Origin of the sequence: Octadecabacter arcticus 238 (genome assembly GCF_000155735.2) — a bacterium.
Classification (GTDB): Bacteria; Pseudomonadota; Alphaproteobacteria; order Rhodobacterales; family Rhodobacteraceae; genus Octadecabacter; species Octadecabacter arcticus.
In genome coordinates, this window is the sequence record NC_020908.1 from 1,382,735 (window position 1) to 1,401,041 (window position 18,307).

General features: G+C 56.7%; 14 protein-coding genes and 3 pseudogenes. 10 read left to right on the forward strand and 7 right to left on the reverse strand.

Annotated elements, in window-relative coordinates; all coding sequences use genetic code 11:
• Positions 1-83 precede the first annotated feature (83 nt).
• Together tnpC and OA238_RS07245 are read left to right on the forward strand one after the other, a co-directional pair.
• The gene (tnpC, locus tag OA238_RS07240; RefSeq protein WP_044036438.1) at positions 84-1,172 is read left to right on the forward strand and encodes an IS66 family transposase; all 1,089 of its coding nucleotides are present in this window, start codon (positions 84-86) and stop codon (positions 1,170-1,172) included.
• Positions 1,173-1,213: 41 nt separating this feature from the next.
• Complete coding sequence (locus tag OA238_RS07245; RefSeq protein WP_245581459.1) at positions 1,214-1,498, forward strand: alternative oxidase; 285 nt, start codon at positions 1,214-1,216, stop codon at positions 1,496-1,498.
• 311 nt (positions 1,499-1,809) lie between these two features.
• Here OA238_RS07245 and OA238_RS07255 read toward each other — a convergent pair whose 3' ends face one another.
• The 5 genes and pseudogenes from OA238_RS07255 to OA238_RS07280 form a co-directional block, all read right to left on the reverse strand.
• Complete coding sequence (locus OA238_RS07255) at positions 1,810-2,751, reverse strand: NAD(P)-dependent oxidoreductase (RefSeq protein ID WP_015494690.1); 942 nt, start codon at positions 2,749-2,751, stop codon at positions 1,810-1,812.
• Positions 2,748-3,689 carry a DMT family transporter gene (locus OA238_RS07260; RefSeq protein WP_015494691.1) on the reverse strand — a complete coding sequence of 314 codons (942 nt, stop codon included), beginning with the start codon at positions 3,687-3,689 and terminating at the stop codon, positions 2,748-2,750. The genes OA238_RS07255 and OA238_RS07260 overlap by 4 nt, the downstream gene beginning before the upstream one ends.
• A 703-nt stretch (positions 3,690-4,392) precedes the next feature.
• Positions 4,393-5,663, reverse strand: a pseudogene (locus tag OA238_RS07270) (IS91 family transposase).
• Positions 5,664-5,669: 6 nt separating this feature from the next.
• A complete protein-coding gene (locus tag OA238_RS07275; RefSeq protein ID WP_015494693.1) occupies positions 5,670-6,584 on the reverse strand; it encodes a tyrosine-type recombinase/integrase in 915 nt (304 codons plus the stop codon).
• A 324-nt stretch (positions 6,585-6,908) separates the two neighbouring features.
• Positions 6,909-7,760, reverse strand: coding sequence for an IclR family transcriptional regulator (locus OA238_RS07280; RefSeq protein WP_245581460.1), 852 nt, complete (start codon positions 7,758-7,760; stop codon positions 6,909-6,911).
• Between OA238_RS07280 and OA238_RS07285 the strand changes: the two genes are divergently transcribed.
• From OA238_RS07285 to OA238_RS07315, 7 genes are read left to right on the forward strand one after another with little or no spacing between them, the layout of a single operon-like run.
• On the forward strand, positions 7,745-9,103 hold the full coding sequence (locus tag OA238_RS07285) for a selenium-binding family protein (protein ID WP_015494695.1): 1,359 nt from the start codon (positions 7,745-7,747) through the stop codon (positions 9,101-9,103). The genes OA238_RS07280 and OA238_RS07285 overlap by 16 nt on opposite strands.
• Positions 9,100-9,468, forward strand: a complete 369-nt coding sequence (locus tag OA238_RS07290) for a 2Fe-2S iron-sulfur cluster-binding protein (RefSeq protein WP_015494696.1) — start codon at positions 9,100-9,102, stop codon at positions 9,466-9,468. Before OA238_RS07285 ends, OA238_RS07290 begins: the two co-directional genes overlap by 4 nt.
• 1 nt (position 9,469) lies before the next feature.
• Positions 9,470-9,934 (forward strand): CoA-binding protein, encoded by a 465-nt coding sequence (locus tag OA238_RS07295; RefSeq protein ID WP_015494697.1) that lies wholly within the window; start codon positions 9,470-9,472, stop codon positions 9,932-9,934.
• Positions 9,935-9,973: 39 nt separating this feature from the next.
• Positions 9,974-10,363, forward strand: a complete 390-nt coding sequence (locus tag OA238_RS07300; RefSeq protein WP_015494698.1) for a rhodanese-like domain-containing protein — start codon at positions 9,974-9,976, stop codon at positions 10,361-10,363.
• A 3-nt stretch (positions 10,364-10,366) separates the two neighbouring features.
• A complete protein-coding gene (locus OA238_RS07305; RefSeq protein ID WP_015494699.1) occupies positions 10,367-11,179 on the forward strand; it encodes an enoyl-CoA hydratase in 813 nt (270 codons plus the stop codon).
• Positions 11,176-12,786, forward strand: coding sequence for an AMP-binding protein (locus OA238_RS07310; RefSeq protein WP_015494700.1), 1,611 nt, complete (start codon positions 11,176-11,178; stop codon positions 12,784-12,786). Before OA238_RS07305 ends, OA238_RS07310 begins: the two co-directional genes overlap by 4 nt.
• A gap of 29 nt (positions 12,787-12,815) precedes the next feature.
• Positions 12,816-13,970: a glycine cleavage T C-terminal barrel domain-containing protein gene (locus OA238_RS07315; protein ID WP_015494701.1), complete on the forward strand. Its 1,155-nt coding sequence runs from the start codon at positions 12,816-12,818 to the stop codon at positions 13,968-13,970.
• A gap of 338 nt (positions 13,971-14,308) precedes the next feature.
• Here the strand turns inward: OA238_RS07315 and OA238_RS07320 are convergent.
• Together OA238_RS07320 and OA238_RS07330 are read right to left on the reverse strand one after the other, a co-directional pair.
• Positions 14,309-15,786: pseudogene (locus OA238_RS07320) on the reverse strand (IS3 family transposase); the annotation flags it as partial.
• Between the two features lie 254 nt (positions 15,787-16,040).
• On the reverse strand, positions 16,041-16,853 hold the full coding sequence (locus OA238_RS07330) for a DUF6671 family protein (RefSeq protein ID WP_245581461.1): 813 nt from the start codon (positions 16,851-16,853) through the stop codon (positions 16,041-16,043).
• A 225-nt stretch (positions 16,854-17,078) separates the two neighbouring features.
• Here OA238_RS07330 and OA238_RS29855 point away from each other — a divergent pair.
• Positions 17,079-18,145, forward strand: a pseudogene (locus tag OA238_RS29855) (IS630 family transposase).
• Positions 18,146-18,307 lie beyond the last annotated feature (162 nt).

The following is an 18,307-nucleotide window of genomic DNA, read 5'->3' on the forward strand; positions in this document are numbered from 1 at the left end:
CTAAAGTCCAAAAGCCACTGTCTCAAAGTCGTTGACACGTTCCGGAGGCCTGTGGCACCTGTCAGCATGGCTTGACGGCTGGGATGATCAAGGCGGTGGAGAGGCGTCAGGTTTATGACATACCGGTGCCGCGTCTGGAGGTCACAGAGCATCAGGCAGCGATTTATTGTTGTGGCTATTGCCGAGCCACGACGACAGCCACCTTTCCCGATGGCGTGAATGCACACGTGCAATACGGTAAGCGCATTCGGGCGGCGGCGGTCTCCTGCAATGTTCAGCAGCTGATCCCCGAGGATCGGGTCTGCCAACTCCTGCGTGATTTGTTTGGTGCCACCAGCCTATGCGCGGCCAGCGTGACCAACTGGGTGAACGGCACAGCGCGTACCTTGGGTGGCGTCGTCGAACACATTCTGGCCCGGCTCAATGAAGGCGGCGTTCGGCATCTGGATGAGACCGGACTTCGTGTTGATGGTAAGCTGCACTGGCTGCACTCAATCAGCGATCTCGCCTTCACGCATTATCGCATCAGCGCCAAGCGCGGTGCTGTTCCATCCTTCCTGACCGGCGGGACAATTGTTCATGACCACTGGAAGTCCTATTACGCCCATATGAGTGGGGTGGACGCGCACGCCCTGTGCGGGGCGCATCATTTACGGGAACTCAAGGCCATCGAAGAAATCGAAAAGGAGCCGTGGGCGTGCGCGATGAGCGTGCTGCTCAACAGCGCCAATCAGCTCAAGTGCGCGGCTCAGGGGCGAGGCGAGACCGAACTCCCCACGTCGGTTCACCACGGCATCCTCACCAAATACATGGCGATCCTCACCGAGGGCCTCGCCTTCCATGAGCGACAAGACCCACTGGCTAGACGCACTGGTGCGCGAGGCCGAAAAGCCAGGCGGCCAGGCCATAACCTTCTGGTCCGCTTGCGCGACTACCGTGATGACGTCCTAAGGTTCCTTACGGACTTCACAGTTCCCTTCACCAACAATCAGGCCGAACGGGACCTGCGCATGATGAAGTTGCGCATGAAAATCTCGGGAACTTTCCGCACCCTCGAGGGCGCGCAGGTCTTCGCTGACATCAAATCCGTCATCTCGACGGTCAGAAAACACGGGGGCAATATCCTCGAAACACTCACCCTATCACCACAACAGATCATCGCTCGGCTCTAACGTCGCAAGGGCAACACAAAACCCGATATCCGATGGGGTCCTTGGGAGTTACTTTTTTCCTTTATTTGCTTGCTCCGCGCGTCGCACATCGCGTCGTCGGTTATCTGGAGGAGGAGGCGGTAATCAGCTACACACAGTATCATGAAAAAATTGATGCTGGGACGGTTAAAAATGTCCCCACGCCAGAAATAGCAAAGAAATACTGGAACCTACCCGATGACGCCCGTCTGCGAGACGTCGTTATAGTGATCCGTGAAGATGAGGCAGGACATCGTGATAAAAATCACGACTTTGCCAACAAAATTGCAACCAGTGCCCACCCCTGAGAAAGTTGCACTCAGTAAACGCGGCATCGCTTTTGATACATTCTTCGCGGATAAGCACCGCTGAGAACTCAAGCTTTGAGGTGATTGCGTAAGTAGAATTCGTATACCTCAACGCGGTGCTTTGGGCCGTTCACGTCGGACGGTCGTCAGCCGATCTTGATGGACACGCTGCACTGCGAACGGTAGGTCTGAGCCCTTGTTCGTCAATGATGTCGTATTTGAAGCACTGACGCCGTGTAGCGAACGTGGCACGCGGCGCGACGGCAAAACCGGGCAGTATTTGACGTCGTTGGAAACCCAGTGCAAACGCATCAGGTTCCCTCATTAACAACATTGAGAATTGGGCCATTCGTGGAGAGGCTGCTGATATTTTGAGCAATAATGCCGGTGACATGTTCGATCGCCTCGTCGCTGAAACCGGCCACGTGCGGTGTTAGCAAGAACCCTGACATGCCCAGAATTGGATCTTTCGGGTCAGCTGGCTCGGCCCAGAATGTATCGAAGGCCGCACCCGCGATGCGCTCCATTTCGAGTGCCTCGCGAAGCGCATCGTAGTCGACTAGGGCGCCTCGACCTGCATTGACCAAGAACGCTGTCGGTTTCATCAGGTTCAATTCTTGGGCCCCGATCAGGCCGCGCGTTTCATTCGTCAGGGCGGCGAGAACGACGACGAAATCCCCCTCTGGCAGGAGGCTGTGTAATTCTCCAGAGCCCCGGAGGACGTCGACGTCAACGGCTTGCGCTGGATCTGGTCGCCGCTTTGTTGCCAGCACCCGCATTCCCAAGGCCCGAGCCATCCGTGCGAGTTCGCTGCCAGCTGCCCCTAATCCAACAATCAGAAGGGACTTGCCCTTGATCTCAAGTCCTGAGGGTGCGCCTACGATGCGCCGCTCAATGAATGCCTCTGTGAGACCCAACTGCTTCGCCTGAAATAACATCAAAGCAAGGCAGTGCTCGGCAACAGCTACGCTGTTTCCGCCTGGCACGTTCGCAACAACGATGCCCCGTTCGGTCGCAGCAGCAAGATCTAGGCTGTCAGTGCCGCGCCCGTGCTGATGGATGAGCCGCAACCGCGGCGCGCGATCGAGATCGGCGGCGGTGACTTTCTGGTGGCCGAGCATCAAGACATCGATGTCGCCAAGCTGGTCGGCGAACGGAACCGTTTCATCGAAGGCGCGCAGCTCCGCTGTCTCAGAAATCTTTTCCGCGAGCCTTTGCATAATGGGTAGATAGGTTGAGCCGAGAACTTTCACGATACATTCTCCATGTCGTTAGAGGGGGAGTGAGTTGTTAGAACGGGTTTGCGTCGGTTCGCCAGTATGATGCCCAACAAGACGCAGGACAATCCGATGGTGAAACTGACTGTTATCGTTTCAGAAAGCAAAAGCGCTGCAAGTGCCGTTGCCGCGAGGGGATTGAGGGTCACAAAGACGGCAACTCTCGTCGGTGACGACCGTTCCAGTGCCCAAATCCACAAGAAAAAGCCGATGCCACCGCCGATGGTCCCGATAAACACGACGGCCATCCATCCGGATTCGTTGATTTCCGGCAGCCCCGTGCCAGAGATCTGCCAGATCGCCGCTGGTGCCAGAAACAGTGTTCCCGCGAGAATTGATAAAGCGGTCACATGAAGTGTGGGATGACGCTTGAGGTAAGGTTTGGAGAAAACGGAAAATATCGCGCCACACAGGGCGGTCAGAAACATCAGAAAGTATCCTAACCAGCTTGTGGACAAGCCGGTTTGAACGCTGGCGCCAAGCGCTATAGCGACCCCTAAGTGTGTCAGGGCTACGCCGAAAAGGAGTGTGCGGGTGATCTTTTCATAACCAACTGCGCTGGCAATGCCTAAAGTGAGAAGTGGCATTGTCGCCAGCACTACCGCGCCGCGGGAGGCCGGAATATGCTGTAGTGCCGCGCTGAATGTCCAAGGGAATATGCCGAAGAACACAATGCCGAGACCCATGATCGGCAGCACGTCACGCCAAGGAATGTTGACCCGCTTTGGCCAGATCAGGAATGGGGTCAAGCAGAGTGATCCTATCAGGTAACGGAGGAAAGCCAACTGCACGGGAGTCGTCTGATCTATCACGTACTTCGTCGCAACTACCGAGGCACCAAAGAAGATACTGGCCATGGTGGCCGCTGCGGGCGCGAGTCCGACACGTTTCATATTGTTACTTTCTTCGCTCACTCAACGACCCTACCGAGGCTCAGCTTCACCGTCCACCGAAGTGTCAAATTGGAAGGTGCATGCAGGGAGGGTCTCTCCAACTGGATAGGTTTTGTGGCCGTTACTCACGCAGTGACTACTGAGACCTTGGCGTGTTCCCAAGCCGTCAGTGCCTCGATTCGGCATGACATGGGCCACGATCCGAGCACCATTTCGGCGATCTAGCCCTATAATCTCAACGGGTTCGATGCCTTGGCGAACGTCGTCTTTATCTCGCTAATCGATGTTCCAGCCGACAAAATGCTGCGCTCTGCACGAATGGCCGCAAAGACGGGCCGCACCGCAGCATCGGGAAGTAGCGGTGAAAGTCCGCTCTGGTGTAGGTTTCTCGGACGCCACGCGCGAGGTTTGGGTGACGCGGAACATTGCCTGGCGTCGGAGAAGCGCTCAAGCGGGAAATCGCGGGGTTGGTCTGGGTGGATCGATTGTTGCTATGGGGATTTGCGCAATGCGTGTGTTTTCGCCCGGAGCTGACAGGCCAGTTTGGCGGGGCGCATTGAGTTAAGCGCAGCGCCGGTTTTGCCTGCTGTTGGTTGAAACTCACGGTATTTTGTCGGCGTCACCATGTTTTGCCACGCTGATCGCTTGATCAAAGCATGCCGATTGGTTCGCAGGAGATATAGCGAGCGGCCGAGGGTGTCGTTCGTGATGTGCGGTGCGCGCGTCATGCAGCAGCCCTTTGTGTTTTTGGCGGCGCTCTGGGATGTTGGGCTGGTGCGATTGTGTCGACGATTATCAACTGCCCGCCACAACATGGGCAAGGCAGAGCAAGAACACGAGGAGGTTCATCTGCATCGTTGATGGTGTTGCCTTTATCGTGCTCCTTGTGAGGGGTTTTGGCCCCCAGCAGTTGCCGGATCCGCGCGATATTGGCCGTGCGGTTGCTATTCCCATAGAACCCATAATGTCGGATGCGGTGCTGGCCTCTGGGCAGCACGTGGATCAGGAACCGGCGAATGAACTCATTTGTGGATCAGGAACCGGCGAATGAACTCATTTGTGGATCAGGAACCGGCGAATGAACTCATTTGTGGATAAGGACATGGTCGTGTGGCGGCCCGCACCTTTGAGGCGATAGTCCTTGGCGCGGAAGGTGACGTTTTGCGCATCGAAACGGATCAACCGGCTGTTTGAAATGGCAATCCGATGTGTGTAGCGCGATAGGTATGCCAGCACCGCTTTTGGCCCGGTGAAGGGTTCTTTGGCGTAGACCACCCATTCGATTTTACGCAGCGGTTGCAGGAAAGTGTCAAAGACATTTCGATCTGCAAGGTTTGTGAGATCGCCGAAGAATTGCAGTTTCCCGGCCTTATGCAGCTTGGCCAGCCCTTCCAGAATGAGCCGCCGATACAAGCGGGATAGAACGTGGACAGACAGGAAGAAGTTCTTGCGGCAGGCGATCCATTTTGAACCATCTGTCGAAAGCCCTCCCCCCGGCACGATCATATGGACATGGGGGTGGTGGGTCATCGCCGAGCCCCAAGTGTGAAGGACCGACGTTATGCCAACCTTTGCCCCCAGATGTTTAGGATCAGCGGCGATTCTGACCACAGTGTCCGCGCTTGCCCGCATCAGAAGATTATAGATCTCGCGTTTGTTCTGATATGCGATGTCAGCAATCTGCTTTGGCAAGGTGAAGACCAGATGGAAATACCGCACAGGCAGCAGTTCAGCCTCACGTGCCGCAAGCCATATCTTCGCTGCACCCGCCTGGCATTTTGGGCAGTGACGGTTGCGGCATGAGTTGTAGGCGATATGCTCATGCGCGCAGTCGGCGCAGCGCGCGACATGACCGCCAAGCGCCGCGGTTCGACAGCGCTCAATCGCACTCATGACTTTGAACTGGTTCAGGCTGATGTGTCCTGCGTTTGCGGCACGCCAAGCAGCACCATGGTCACGGAAGATATCCGCGACCTCCAGTGATCGACTGGGCATGGTGGCCTATGAAGGCTTAGGCTTGCCCTTCTTCCGCTTGGCTCCATTCAGATCATCCAGCGGACTGTCCACTGCCGCAATCATGCCCGTGGCAACGCTGGCATAGCGCGCAGTAGTTGTCAGTTTGGAATGCCCGAGCAAGGCTTGGATCACCCGGATATCGACGCCGCGCTCCAACAGATGGGTTGCAAAACTGTGCCTCAACGTGTGCAGCGTGACCGGTTTGGTGATCCCGGCTTCCCGCGCGGTCTCTTTAAATAGCCGCGATATCTGTCGCGCTGAGAGGTGTTTGCCGCGATAGCTGGGAAAGAGGACCCGCTCGGGTGCAGGAACATCCTTGTCCTGACCGGTCGGCCGTTCTTTCCACCAGTCGCGCAGCAGGCTCAAAATATCGACAGGCAGCATGACGATGCGATCCTTGCGCCCCTTCGATTGCACGATGCGGATGATTTCCTGATCGCTATCAATATCACCAACTTTGAGCCGCACGACCTCGCCCGCACGCATCCCGCAGCCATAAGCCAGCGACAACATCACGCGCGCCTTCAGGCTCGGAGCCATAGCCAGAATGCGTTTAATCTCCTTTTTGCTCAGCACCAGTGGCACTTTCACCGGTTCCTTCAAATGGAAGATCTCGGCCACAAGATCATGCCGTCGAAGGGTCACGCGGAGCAGAAACTTGACCCCTGTCATCGTTTGGTTTCGGGTGCAGATGCTGACGCCGCTCTCGATCAGGTGTTGTTGGAAATACTTCACATCGTCTGGCGTGGCCGTCTCTGGCGAGCGCCCTAACCAAGCCGCAAAACGCTTACAGGCGCGCAGGTGACTACTCTGTGATGCAGGGCCGAGATTGCGCCCTGACATATCGGAAATCATGCGCGCACGAAGGGGCGTCGTTGGTGTCGATTGTTGAATGTTCATCGGAATATCCTCTGTCAATCGAGGCAAAATCACCTCGACCAACAGCACACACCCAAAATCTAGAATCGCGCAACAAATCCCTGTTAAGCCCTACACCCGCAGCAAGCGCCCCTATCGCGGAGCGATTTAGTGCTTGGGCTGATAGTGACAGATGCTGCACCATGCACATTTCGACGTGAAGGGCGGAAAGCGGAAGTTCGCCGCACCTGCATACGTGTTATCTGAGATTGAGAAAAGCGGACATGCACAGGACTAAAGACCGCTGCTTCCGCGCTGCGTCCTGCTCCAAGGTTCGCTATGCGCGGGATGCAGGCCAAATGGACGTCAGGATAGGCTTTTTTGTCTGGTATCCTGTACGATACTCCAGCCAAGGATTGCCGATATTTCGTAAGCGATTTTGGTGATTTGAGGGCCAAGTTTTTCACGAAACGCTGGTGTGAACACCCGCACCGAACCGGTCGCACCTATGGACATTGTGGCGCCGGGCCCGTTTGGCGCAAGCGGAGCCGCAACCGAGCACATGCCGCGCTCAATTTCTTCCACGCATTCCGCAAAACCGCGCTGGCGAATGGTTTCGAATTCCGCTTCCAAATCATGCACATTTGTCAGGGTGAATTCAGTGTATGCACGCAACCGGCCTTCCATTTCGCCAGTCAAAAACAACTCTGGCGAAAAAGCGGCAACAGCCTTGGAGCAGGAGCAGGCATGCAGTGGGCGCTTTCCCAAACCAGGATGAAGATAGGACACACCGGTGTCCGGCGTCTCGACATGAATGATTTCCACGGATTTCCCGCGCAACCGCGACAGGAAAAATGCGGCTCCGAATTCGGTGGCCGCTTGTTTCAACGTTGGCGCAATTAGTTCCAGCAGCGCACGGTCGGACTGATCGCGGTGCGTCATCTGCTTCAGGCGGGTGCCAATTGTGAACCGCCCACGTGCCACAGGTTCCAACAGGCCGACGGAAACGAGGTCCTGCACCAATCTATATGCAGATGGCTTTGGGAGGTCTGAATGGGCGCAAATCTCGGCCACCGTTGCCTCGCCCTTCTGTCCTACAATTTCGAGAATACAAGTGAGGCGTTCCAGGTGCATATTTTTACCTTGCGAGAATCCAATTATCAATTTACGAGAAATGCATATTATTGCAAGGGAGGAATGTGATGATGGACGGCGCATGTTGTGGCCCGGGGTATGCAAGCCCGGCCGAAGCCATCAAGGCTCCACGTGAAAAATTGCTTTACACGATCGCCATATACACGGGCACCGGCATTCAAAAGCCGGACTACTTGGCGACGGTTGATGCGGACCCCGAAAGCCCGACCTATTCACAGGTCATCCACCGTCTCGAGATGCCCGGCATCGGGGACGAGCTTCACCACATGGGGTGGAACGCCTGTTCGTCGTGCCATGACGACGCGGGCATGTCGCGCAAGTACCTGCTGGTGCCCGGTGTGCGGTCCAACAATATCCATGTCATCGACACGGCCACTGACCCCTACGCGCCGCGCCTGCACAAGGTCATTGATGGGGCCGAGATCAAGTCGAAGACTAACCTAAGTGGCCCCCACACTGTGCATTGTCTAGGCTCTGAGATAATCATTTCGTTCCTCGGCGATGCGCAAGGCGAAGCTCCCGGTGGCTACCTGCAACTCAACAAGGATTTCGAGATCGTGGGCCGGTGGGAAGAAACCATGGGCGACATTCCGTTCAGCTATGATTTCTGGTACCAGCCGCGCCACAACGTCATGGTGTCGTCCGAATGGGCAGCTCCCAACACGTTTATGCCGGGGTTCGACCTGGAAGAAGTGGGGCACCTGAAATATGGACGCCGCCTGCACATCTGGGATTTCGAGGCGCGCAAACCGGTCGAGACCATGTATCTCGGTGAAGACGGGCTGATGCCCCTGGAAGTGAAATTCCACCATAACCCTGAAAGTAGCCATGGATTTTGCGGTGCGGCCCTGTCGGCTAATGTGATCCATTTCTGGAAGTCTGACGCAGGCAAGTGGGAATGGGAAAAGATCATCGACGTCGAGAACGAGCCGCACCCCGAATGGCCTATCCCGATACCGGGGGTGATGAGCGCGATCCTCGTATCTATGGACGACAAGTATCTTTACCTGAATAACTGGCTGCACGGCGACATGCGCCAGTACAACATCAGCGATCCGCACAACCCTGTGCTGACGGGCCAGGTCTACATGGGTGGTCTGCTGGGCAAGGCACCCGAGGTTAATGGCATCAAGGTCGCGGGCGGGCCGCAGATGTATCAGCTCTCGCTGGATGGAACGCGGCTTTATGTTACGACCTCGCTGTTCTCGACATGGGACAACCAGTTCTACCCCGAGATCCGCACTCAAGGGGGGGTCATGCTAATGATCGACTGCGATGTCCAAAACGGCGGCATGAAGATAAACGAGGATTTCATCGTGGACTTCGGCAAGGAGCCTAATGGCCCCAGCCGCTGCCACGAGACTCGCTATCCCGGCGGCGATTGCACGAGCGATATCTGGCTGTGAACGCGACCCGCACCATAACGATCGCCAACTGCGGCGGCGCGACCTATCAGGTCGAGGCCCGCCGCCCGTTACTGGACTGCCTGCGCGAGCAGGGTGTGGATCTGCCTTACGGCTGCAAATACGGCGGCTGCATCACCTGTGCGGCCAAGCTGACTGCAGGTGAGGTTGACCAGCGCCGCCAAGTGGCGCTGAACAATCGACAGATCAACAATGGCTACGTCCTGCTCTGCGTCGCACGCGCCGTCACCGATTGCACTTTGGAAGTTGGCGTCGAAAGCCACGACAAACTTTACCGCAACCCATTCATCGACCCGCTGGAGCCGCATGAGCTGAAGGCGGATATAGCAACACCCAAGGAACGTTAACATGCCAGCAGCAGCGCTTGATGAGCTCTACAACTACGACCAGCAGTACCTTGATGACATCCTGGAATCAGTCAAGACCATCGCCATGGTCGGGGCCAGCGCTGACAAGACGAAGTTTAGCTATGGTGTGCTGCGCGTGTTGCACGAGACGGGATACGACATGATCCCGGTGAACCCGAACCCTAACCTGACGGAGATCCGCGGCATTCCGGTGTATCATTCGCTCGAAGAAATTGACCGCCCTGTTGATATGGTCGAGGTTTTTCGACCAAAAGACGAACTCTACGGCATTACAGAAAAGGCCATCGCCATCGGTGCGAAAGTGCTTTGGGGACAGATCGATGTTTACGACGACCTGGCGGCGAAGCTCGCGCAAGATGCGGGCTTGAAAGTGGTGATGAACCGCTGTCCCAAGATCGAGCTGTTCCGCCCGTTCTGGAAGCCCCGCCTCGACCTTGAGATTTGATCTGAGGGACCTGACGCTATACTTAAAAGGAATCTGAATATGCCGCAGACCATTACCAAGACTTCCGAGGACATCGTGAAAGAGGCGATGGCGACCGTGCCTGAAATCAGCGCCAAGGAGGCATTGAGCCTAGCCGGCTCGCCTGATCACGTCTTTGTCGACCTGCGCGATGGCACGGAACAGGCAAAGACAGGCGTCATCGCCGGGGCCGTTACGTCGTCGCGCGGCATGATGGAATTCCATATTGATCCGGAAAGCCCAGCACACAAATCTGAATTCAATCAGGACAAGACCTACGTCTTCTACTGCGCATCCGGCGGACGATCGGCGCTCGCGGCGAAGGTGGCCATGGAGATGGGCCTCTCGCCAGTCGTAAACATGTCCGGCGGCGTCGGTGCATGGAAGAAGGCCGGAGGCATGTTGGAGTAAATCATGGAAGGTACAATGGAAAACGACAGCCTCATCCTGCGCTCAGATCAAGACGGCATTGCCGTCCTGACGCTGAATTCGCCCAAATCAATAAACGCTCTATCAGAGGCGATGTTGGCCACAATGTCGGAGATGCTGGACGACATCTCAGCAGACCGCAGTGTCAAGGCGGTCGTGCTGCGTAGCGGCGGTAACCACTTTTGCGCAGGCCATAACCTCAAGGAAATGACGGCGCGCCGCGCCGACGTGGACGGAGGTTTCCAGTATTTCCAGGACCTCTTCGCCAAGTGCTCGGCGATGATGTTGCGCGTCGTGCGACTGCCACAACCCGTGATCGCCGAAGTCAAGGGGATTGCCACTGCGGCGGGCTGCCAGCTTGTGGCCTCCTGTGATCTGGCCGTCTCCGCCGATGATGCGAAATTCGCCACGTCGGGTGTGAACATTGGGCTGTTCTGCTCGACCCCGATGGTCGCTCTGGCGCGCAATGTGCCGCGCAAACTGGCAATGGAAATGCTGCTTCTGGGGGAATTTCTTCCTGCGGACCGGGTCGCTGAAATGGGTCTTGTGAACCGTGTCGTGCCACTGGCAGAGCTAGAGGGCGCATGCATGGATATGGCGCGGATCATTGCCGACAAATCCCCGGCTGCCGTCAAGATCGGCAAGCGCGCCTTTTACGAGCAACTCGAAATGCCGCTGGAGCAGGCGTATGCCTTCGCTGGCCGCACGATGGCGGAAAACATGATGGCGAAAGATACCGTGGCGGGCATTGGCGCCTTCACGCGCAAGGAACCCATGCCCGAATGGACCGGAGAATGACCTTCGAGGGCCCCGAGCTTGCGCGTAATGCAGCCAATCACACGGCCTTGTCCCCTGTTTCGATTCTCAAGCGCGTAGAGCGTGTGCACCCGGAACTGCCCGCACAGATCCACGGGCGTATACGGCGCAACTGGGGTGAGGTCGCGGTGCGTTGCAAGCGGCTTGCCTCGGCTTTGGTCAAGCGCGGCATCGGCAAGGGCGACACAGTTGCCCTTATCGCTCCGAACATCCCCGAGGCGCTGGAATGTGCGCTGGCGATGCCCATGCTGGGCGCTGTTCTGAACGCCAACAACATGCGGCTCGATGTCGGCACCATCGCCTATATTTTGGAGCATGGCGAAGCTAAGGTTCTGCTGGTTGATACCGAGTTCTCGGCGATGGCAGCCGAGGCCGTCGCGCAGTCGGGCCGCGACGTTCTGGTTGTCGATATTGAAGACAGCGAAGGACCGGGTGGTGACAGGATCGGCACGCTGACCTATGACGACCTGCTGTCCGAGGGCGATCCGGATTTTGCCTATACCCTGCCGGATGACGAATGGGACGCGCTTGCGCTGAACTATACCTCCGGCACCACGGGGCGGCCCAAGGGCGTGGTCTATTCCCACCGCGGCGCGTGGACCAACGCGGTCAACAACGTGGTGACATGGGCAATGCCACACCATCCCGTGTATCTGTGGACGCTGCCGCTGTTTCACTGCAACGGCTGGTGCTTTCCCTGGACGATCACCATGCTGGCTGGGACGCATGTGTTCCTGCGCGCGCCAAGAGCGGACGTGATCTATGACGCCTTCGCCGATCATGGTGTCACGCATCTCTGCGGCGCTCCGATCATCATGTCGATGATCAGCGATGCAGAAGAAAAGCGGGGCTTCCCACAAAAGATCAAGATGATGACCGCCGCCGCTCCGCCGCCGGCCAGCGTCATCAAGGGTATGGAGGCGATGGGCATCTCCATCACGCATGTCTACGGCCTGACCGAAGTCTATGGTCCCGCTGTCGTGTGCGCCGAAAAACCCGGCTGGGCGGCGCTTCCCGCTGAGCAGCAGGCCGAGATGAAGGCCCGTCAGGGTGTTGCCTACGAGCTTGAGGAAGACGTGCTGGTCCTCGACCCCGAAACAGGCACACCCGTGCCGTGGAATGGCAAGACGCTGGGCGAGGTCGTGTTTCGCGGCAACATCGTCATGAAGGGGTATCTGAAGGCCCCCGAGGAAACCGCCAAGGCCTTCAAGGACGGGTGGTTCTGGTCCGGTGATATCGCGGTACAGCACGCCGATGGCTACATCGAAATCCGGGACCGCTCCAAGGATATCATCATCTCGGGTGGTGAAAACATCTCCTCCATTGAAGTGGAAAAGGCGCTCTATTCCCACCCCGCCGTCAGCGTCGTTGCCGTGGTGGCGATGCCCGATGAAAAATGGGGTGAGGTGCCCTGCGCCTTCGTCGAATTGTCGGGTGAGGTGACAGAAGAAGAATTGCTTGCCCATGCCAAGGCAAGGCTTGCTGGGTACATGCGCCCAAAGAAGGTGATCTTTGGAGAGCTTCCAAAAACCACCACTGGGAAAATCCGAAAAAACGAACTCCGCGATCTGGTCCGCCAGAAAATCTGACCCCTCACAAATCAAATTGGATACACATCATGGCACATGAACTGGAATTTGCACACTTCAGCTTCGGCACTCAGGTCCGAAAATCCCCCTATTCCGACGCGGCTCTGCGTTGGGGCGCCAAGGGTTTTTCAGTCTATAACCATATGTACATACCGCGCGATTTCGGCAATCCGGAACAAAACTTCTGGAACCTGATCAATCAAGCGATCCTGTGTGACGTGTCGGTCGAACGCCAGGTCGAAATCAAAGGGCCGGATGCCGCCAAATTCACACAGTATCTATGCTCGCGTGACCTGTCGACATGCAAGATCGGGCAATGCAAATACGTGCTGATCACCGATCAGGACGGCGGGGTCATCAATGATCCGATCGTGCTCAAGCTTGCCGAGGATCATTTCTGGCTGTCTATTGCCGACACCGACGTCCTGCTCTGGGCGCGCGGCCTGGCCGTGAATGCCGGCATGGATGTCGAGCTGTCTGAGCCCGATGTTTCGCCCCTTCAGCTTCAGGGCCCCAAGTCTCGCGACATCCTACGCGCGTGCTTTGGCGACGCCCCGACAGAACTGAAGTACTACCACTTCATGGAATATGACTGGCACGGCGTGCCGTTGATTATTTCGCGCACTGGATGGTCGAGCGAGCTTGGCTACGAGATCTTCTTGCGCGACGGCTCGGCTGGTGGCCGGCTTTGGGAGCACATCATGGATATCGGCGTGCCAATGGGACTCAAGCCGGGCCACACCTCCGGCATTCGCCGGATCGAGGCGGGAATGCTATCATATCACGCCGATCTGACCTTGGCGAACAACCCTTTCGAGTTGAACCTGGACCGTCTGGTCAATCTGGACATGGAGGCGGATTTCGTAGGCAAGGATGCGCTGGCCAGGATCAAGGAGAAGGGTGTAAGACAGCGGCTAGTTGGTTTGGAAATCGAAGGGCTTCCTTTCGTTGGAACAAACGATTTCTTCTGGCCGGTCATGAAGGATGGCACGCAGGTCGGCACGGTTACCTCGGCAGTCTATTCCCCGCGGCTGGACAAGAACATCGCTCTCGGAATGCTGAGCGTCGAACACACAGACATCGGCACGCAGCTGATAGTAGACAAGCTGGGCGAAACACGGGGCGGGACTGTTGTGCCGATCCCGTTCCACGATCCGAAAAAGTCGCTCGCTGTCGCGAGCTGATCGGTTTGCGGCACAGGATCAATGTCCTGTGCCGCGTATGCTGTGGGCAGATGCGGGCCATCTATGTGTTCCTTGACGCTGAAGGAAGAAATCATCGCAGCCACCGTGGCTGATTAAAAACAGCCAGCTCCTGATTGTGCAGACGCAGCAAATGTCTCCTTCGACGGGCTGCATCGCAGCATTCGGGATCGTTGCTGGACGGCAGCTTTGGGCCGCTAGCTGCCCAACAAAATTGATCGGCTAGCGGCCATACGTTCAGTCAGTCCGCCTGATTTCCCCGTTCGGAACGTGTCAACGACTTTGAGACAGTGGCTTTTGGACTTTAGGCTTGGGTTTTCTTCGGTTGGTTTTGGTGGGTTGATCCAGACGGCGGTCGGGATTTGAGGCGGTTTTGGTGGTTTGTGTACGAAGCGTTCGGGCGTGGCGAGGAATGCCGCGTCTAGTGTTGCTTGTCGCGCGGTGTAGATTTCTTGGGCCTGCCCAAAATGGATTTGGTCGGGCGTCATCAGACCAATCCCGGCGTGATGATGGTCTTGGTTATACCATGCAAAGAACCTGCGGCAGAATGCGCGAGCCTGCTCGATGGTTTCAAAGTTCTTGGGGAACTCTGGCTGATATTTCAGTGTTTTGAAGTGGGCTTCGGAGAACGGGTTGTCGTTTGAGGTGTGGGGCCGACTGTGGGACTTGAGCACACCAAGATCAACCAGCATCAGGGCTGTCGTCTTTGCCTTCATGGGCCCACCGCGATCTGCATGCAATGTCAGCTGATCGCGTGGAACCTCGTGTTTTTCCATCGCGTCGATGAACAGCTCTTTGAACTGGCTGGCGCTCTCCGCGTGCTCGACGCGCCAGCCAACAACGCGGCGGCTGAAGATGTCGAGGATGACATAGAGATAGAAGTAGGACCATTTCACCGGGCCCCTCAGCTTGGTGATGTCCCAAGACCAGACCTGATTGGGGGCTTCAGCTAGAAGTTCAGGCTTTTGATAGACGGGATGTGTGCGCTGTCGGCGGCGTTCGCCAACTTCGCCCTGCGCGGCCAATATCCGATACATCGTGCGGATTGAACACAGATAGGTGCCTTCATCCAGCAAGGTGGCAAAGACCTCTGTGGGCGTCTGATCCGCAAAGCGGGGTTCGCGCAGGTGGTGCAATACCTGGTCTCTTTCCCTTTCCGGCAGAGCCCGCGAAGACGCTGCGCGCGGTGGGCGTGTGCGTGGTGGTGCCGTCAGCGCCGCACGCTGTCGAAGAACGCTCGCGCGCGATAATGATAGCGCGGCGCAGACAGCCGAGGTCAAGCCGCTGCCGGTGGGCAATGCAATCGCGACGGCCATCATGATTTGCCGCTGCGCTCTTGCGTCTGCTCCATCTCGTCCAGAAGTCCCGCCACTTTTTTTTGGATGGCAATGATGGCTTCCGCCTGATCCAGACGGCGCCGCAAGGCTGTCACCTCACGGTTGGCCTTGGCCAGCTCAGCTTGCAATGGATTGGCAGGTGCCTTTTGTGGGCCACGGCGCATTGGCTGCAATGCACCCAATGTGCCGGCCGCCCGCGCACGGCGCCAATCGGTCAGTGCAGAGGAATAAAGCCCCTCCCGCCGTAGAATGGCGGAAACCCCGCCAGTGTCTGCCACTTGGTCCGTCTCATCCAGAATGCGCAGTTTGTATTTGGCTGTGAAGTTGCGTCGCTTCGGGATGCTCGTCAGTTCCGCTGTGGGAGCCAACGGCGCATTAACAACGCGGGGAGGCGACGTCGGGGCCAAAACGGCTCCAGATCCAGCATCTGGCGAAAGTGGTGATTGTGAAGGCATAACCATGGTTCTTCTCCTACGCCCTCAAGTGTAAACTTTAGCCAGTCAATTGTCTCACGCTTATTGGCACGGAGGGGTTCAGCTTTTTTCTTAGCTCTGGCTATCGCACTGCGCTTTCATAGTTCTGACATTGTCGCGCGGATTGCTTCCTTTTGATCGACTTCAGGGATTGGAACGATCTCAGCGTCGTAGGCTTACCCCGTTTCCCGCCCTGCTTTGAGCAACCCGCACGTGTCACCATCAGGCCCACGTCCGACTGTCTAAGGATTGCACGCCGGACAATTCGCAGGGCCTGTATGGATGAGACCGTCAGCACGGGATCTTTCGTCTTGATGCGTGCATGCCGCACAACCGAAGACCTCTGACAGAACCCATTCGGTCGCGGTTTCACACATCTCGCAGGGCAGACCCCGAATCACTTTCACGCGCCCCCAACCCGGTGCTGCGCAGGACGGACAAAAACGCGATAGACGATCTGCGAGCTGCATTGCGAGGGTAGTCAGGGATTTCATGCGGGTTGGGTTCAGGTGCGCGCGCATATCGGTATCAACGCGCGCACAGCCATCATCAGAAAGTGCGGCGGCCGCTTGAATTGCGGACTGTAGGTCAGGAAAATTGACTATTCCTTTAACAAGTGCCGTCTCGATATCACCAACATTCGGCCGCACGATCAAACCATGCGACGGAAATCCCACCTGAGCCAGAAATTGCGTTATAGGTTCCATTCGCGAAGTTTCTATATGCGCAAAGTTTGTCTCGTCGATCACAAGGCTTTCGTGGACCGTCGTGCCCCGCTCATCATCGACGAATGCCATCAGTTCAAAGCCTGCTGGTATGATCGGGAAAAGCGGGTGCGGCCCGAAGCTGCCCTCGCTTGCTATGCCAAAGGGAAGCCGTGCGCGTTCCATACCGAGACGCGCCTTTGCAACAGCCGTTTCTAGCACTGTGCCACGTCGCGGAGTTTCGCCAGAAAATGTTCCAAGCGCATCCGTGTCGACGCCCTCCGCCGGTGCGACTATTACATTCAAGGTAGCGAGGAACACCGGCGCGATTGCTTGTTCTTTTCCATGCATGGTCGCAAGCACGGCACGTCGCCCGAAAAATGGATTTCTCCGTTTAGTCATGCTATAAACACTCTGCCATTGCGCCCGTAGGTACAACGGTCAGAAGCAGCCCCCGCGGCACATAAAACTACCCCGTCTGTACTATACTCCTGCGCCTGAATTGACCTGACGATTTTGGGCCTGCGATTCACTTCGTCGCATGGCCAAAGGCGGTTCAGTCTGTATTTTGAGTTTATGAGCAAGCAATACAAAACAGTCTCCTTATCCGACGAGCAGCGCATAGCACTTGAAGCGCTTTGCCGCCGCCACAAAGTTGACGCCCTTGTTTGGAAACGGGCGCGCGCGTTTCTTCTTTTGGACGCAGGAGAAGACGCCGGAACGGTTTGCCGGATTTTGGATATTGGCCCGACAGTTTTGACGGAGTGGCGATTTGCCTTTGCCGGTGCGGGACTATCGTTTTTCGGTCTGAAGGACTACAGCCAGCGTCAGGGTCATTTGTCCGTCGTGCAAGAGCAGGCGGTGAGAGCCCATTTCACCGCGCAGCCTGCCCGCAATGCCGATGAGGTCTGTGCCTATGTTCTAGCCGAGTGCGACCAAAATACAGCACGTCGGGAGCCGCCAAGCTGATGCGCCGCCTGGGGTTCGCGTATAAGAAACCACAATTGCTGCCTGCACAGGCCGATGAAGCCAAGCAGGCTGCGTTTATTGCCAAATATGAGGCCCTGATGAACGGGTTGGCCGCAGATGAGATGGTTGTCTTTTCGGACGCTGTCCACCCCGAACACCAGAGCCGCCCCGCCCATGGTTGGTTCCCCAAGGGACAAAAGACGGCCCTGAAGGCGACATCAGGGCGCAAGCGGCTCAACATTCAGGGCGCGCTTGACCTTGAGACTTTCCAGTTCACCTTTGTGGAAGGCGAGAAGATCAATGCCCAGACAACCCGACAGATGCTGGAAAAGTTGGAACGCAACAACCAAACCAAGACGGCCATCCACGTCTTTGTCGACAATGCCCGCTATCATCATGCCAAGATACTACAGCCATGGCTGGACAGCCCAGAACGTCGGGTGAAGTTGCATTTCTTGCCAGCATATGCCCCGCACCTCAACCCGATCGAGCGTCTTTGGGGTGTTATGCACAAATGGGTCACCCACAATCGGCACTATGCAACGTTCAACCAATTCACTGAGGCCATTTTCGACTTCTTCCGCAAGACCCTGCCAGAAAAATAGCCAGAGTTCCGCGACACCGTCACCGACAACTTCCGCGTCATATCGCTCAAGGAATACAAAGTGATTTGAGGGGAAAACCTCAGGTCAATTCAGGCGCGGGAGTATAGAACGAATTGGCGACATAGATATCCTTGCAAAATTGTTTGGCCAGAATCATCACAGTGAGAATGAAATGTCACGACAGAAAATCGATGCCACCAACCTGAGTGACGCATCTCACCTTGGAAAAAA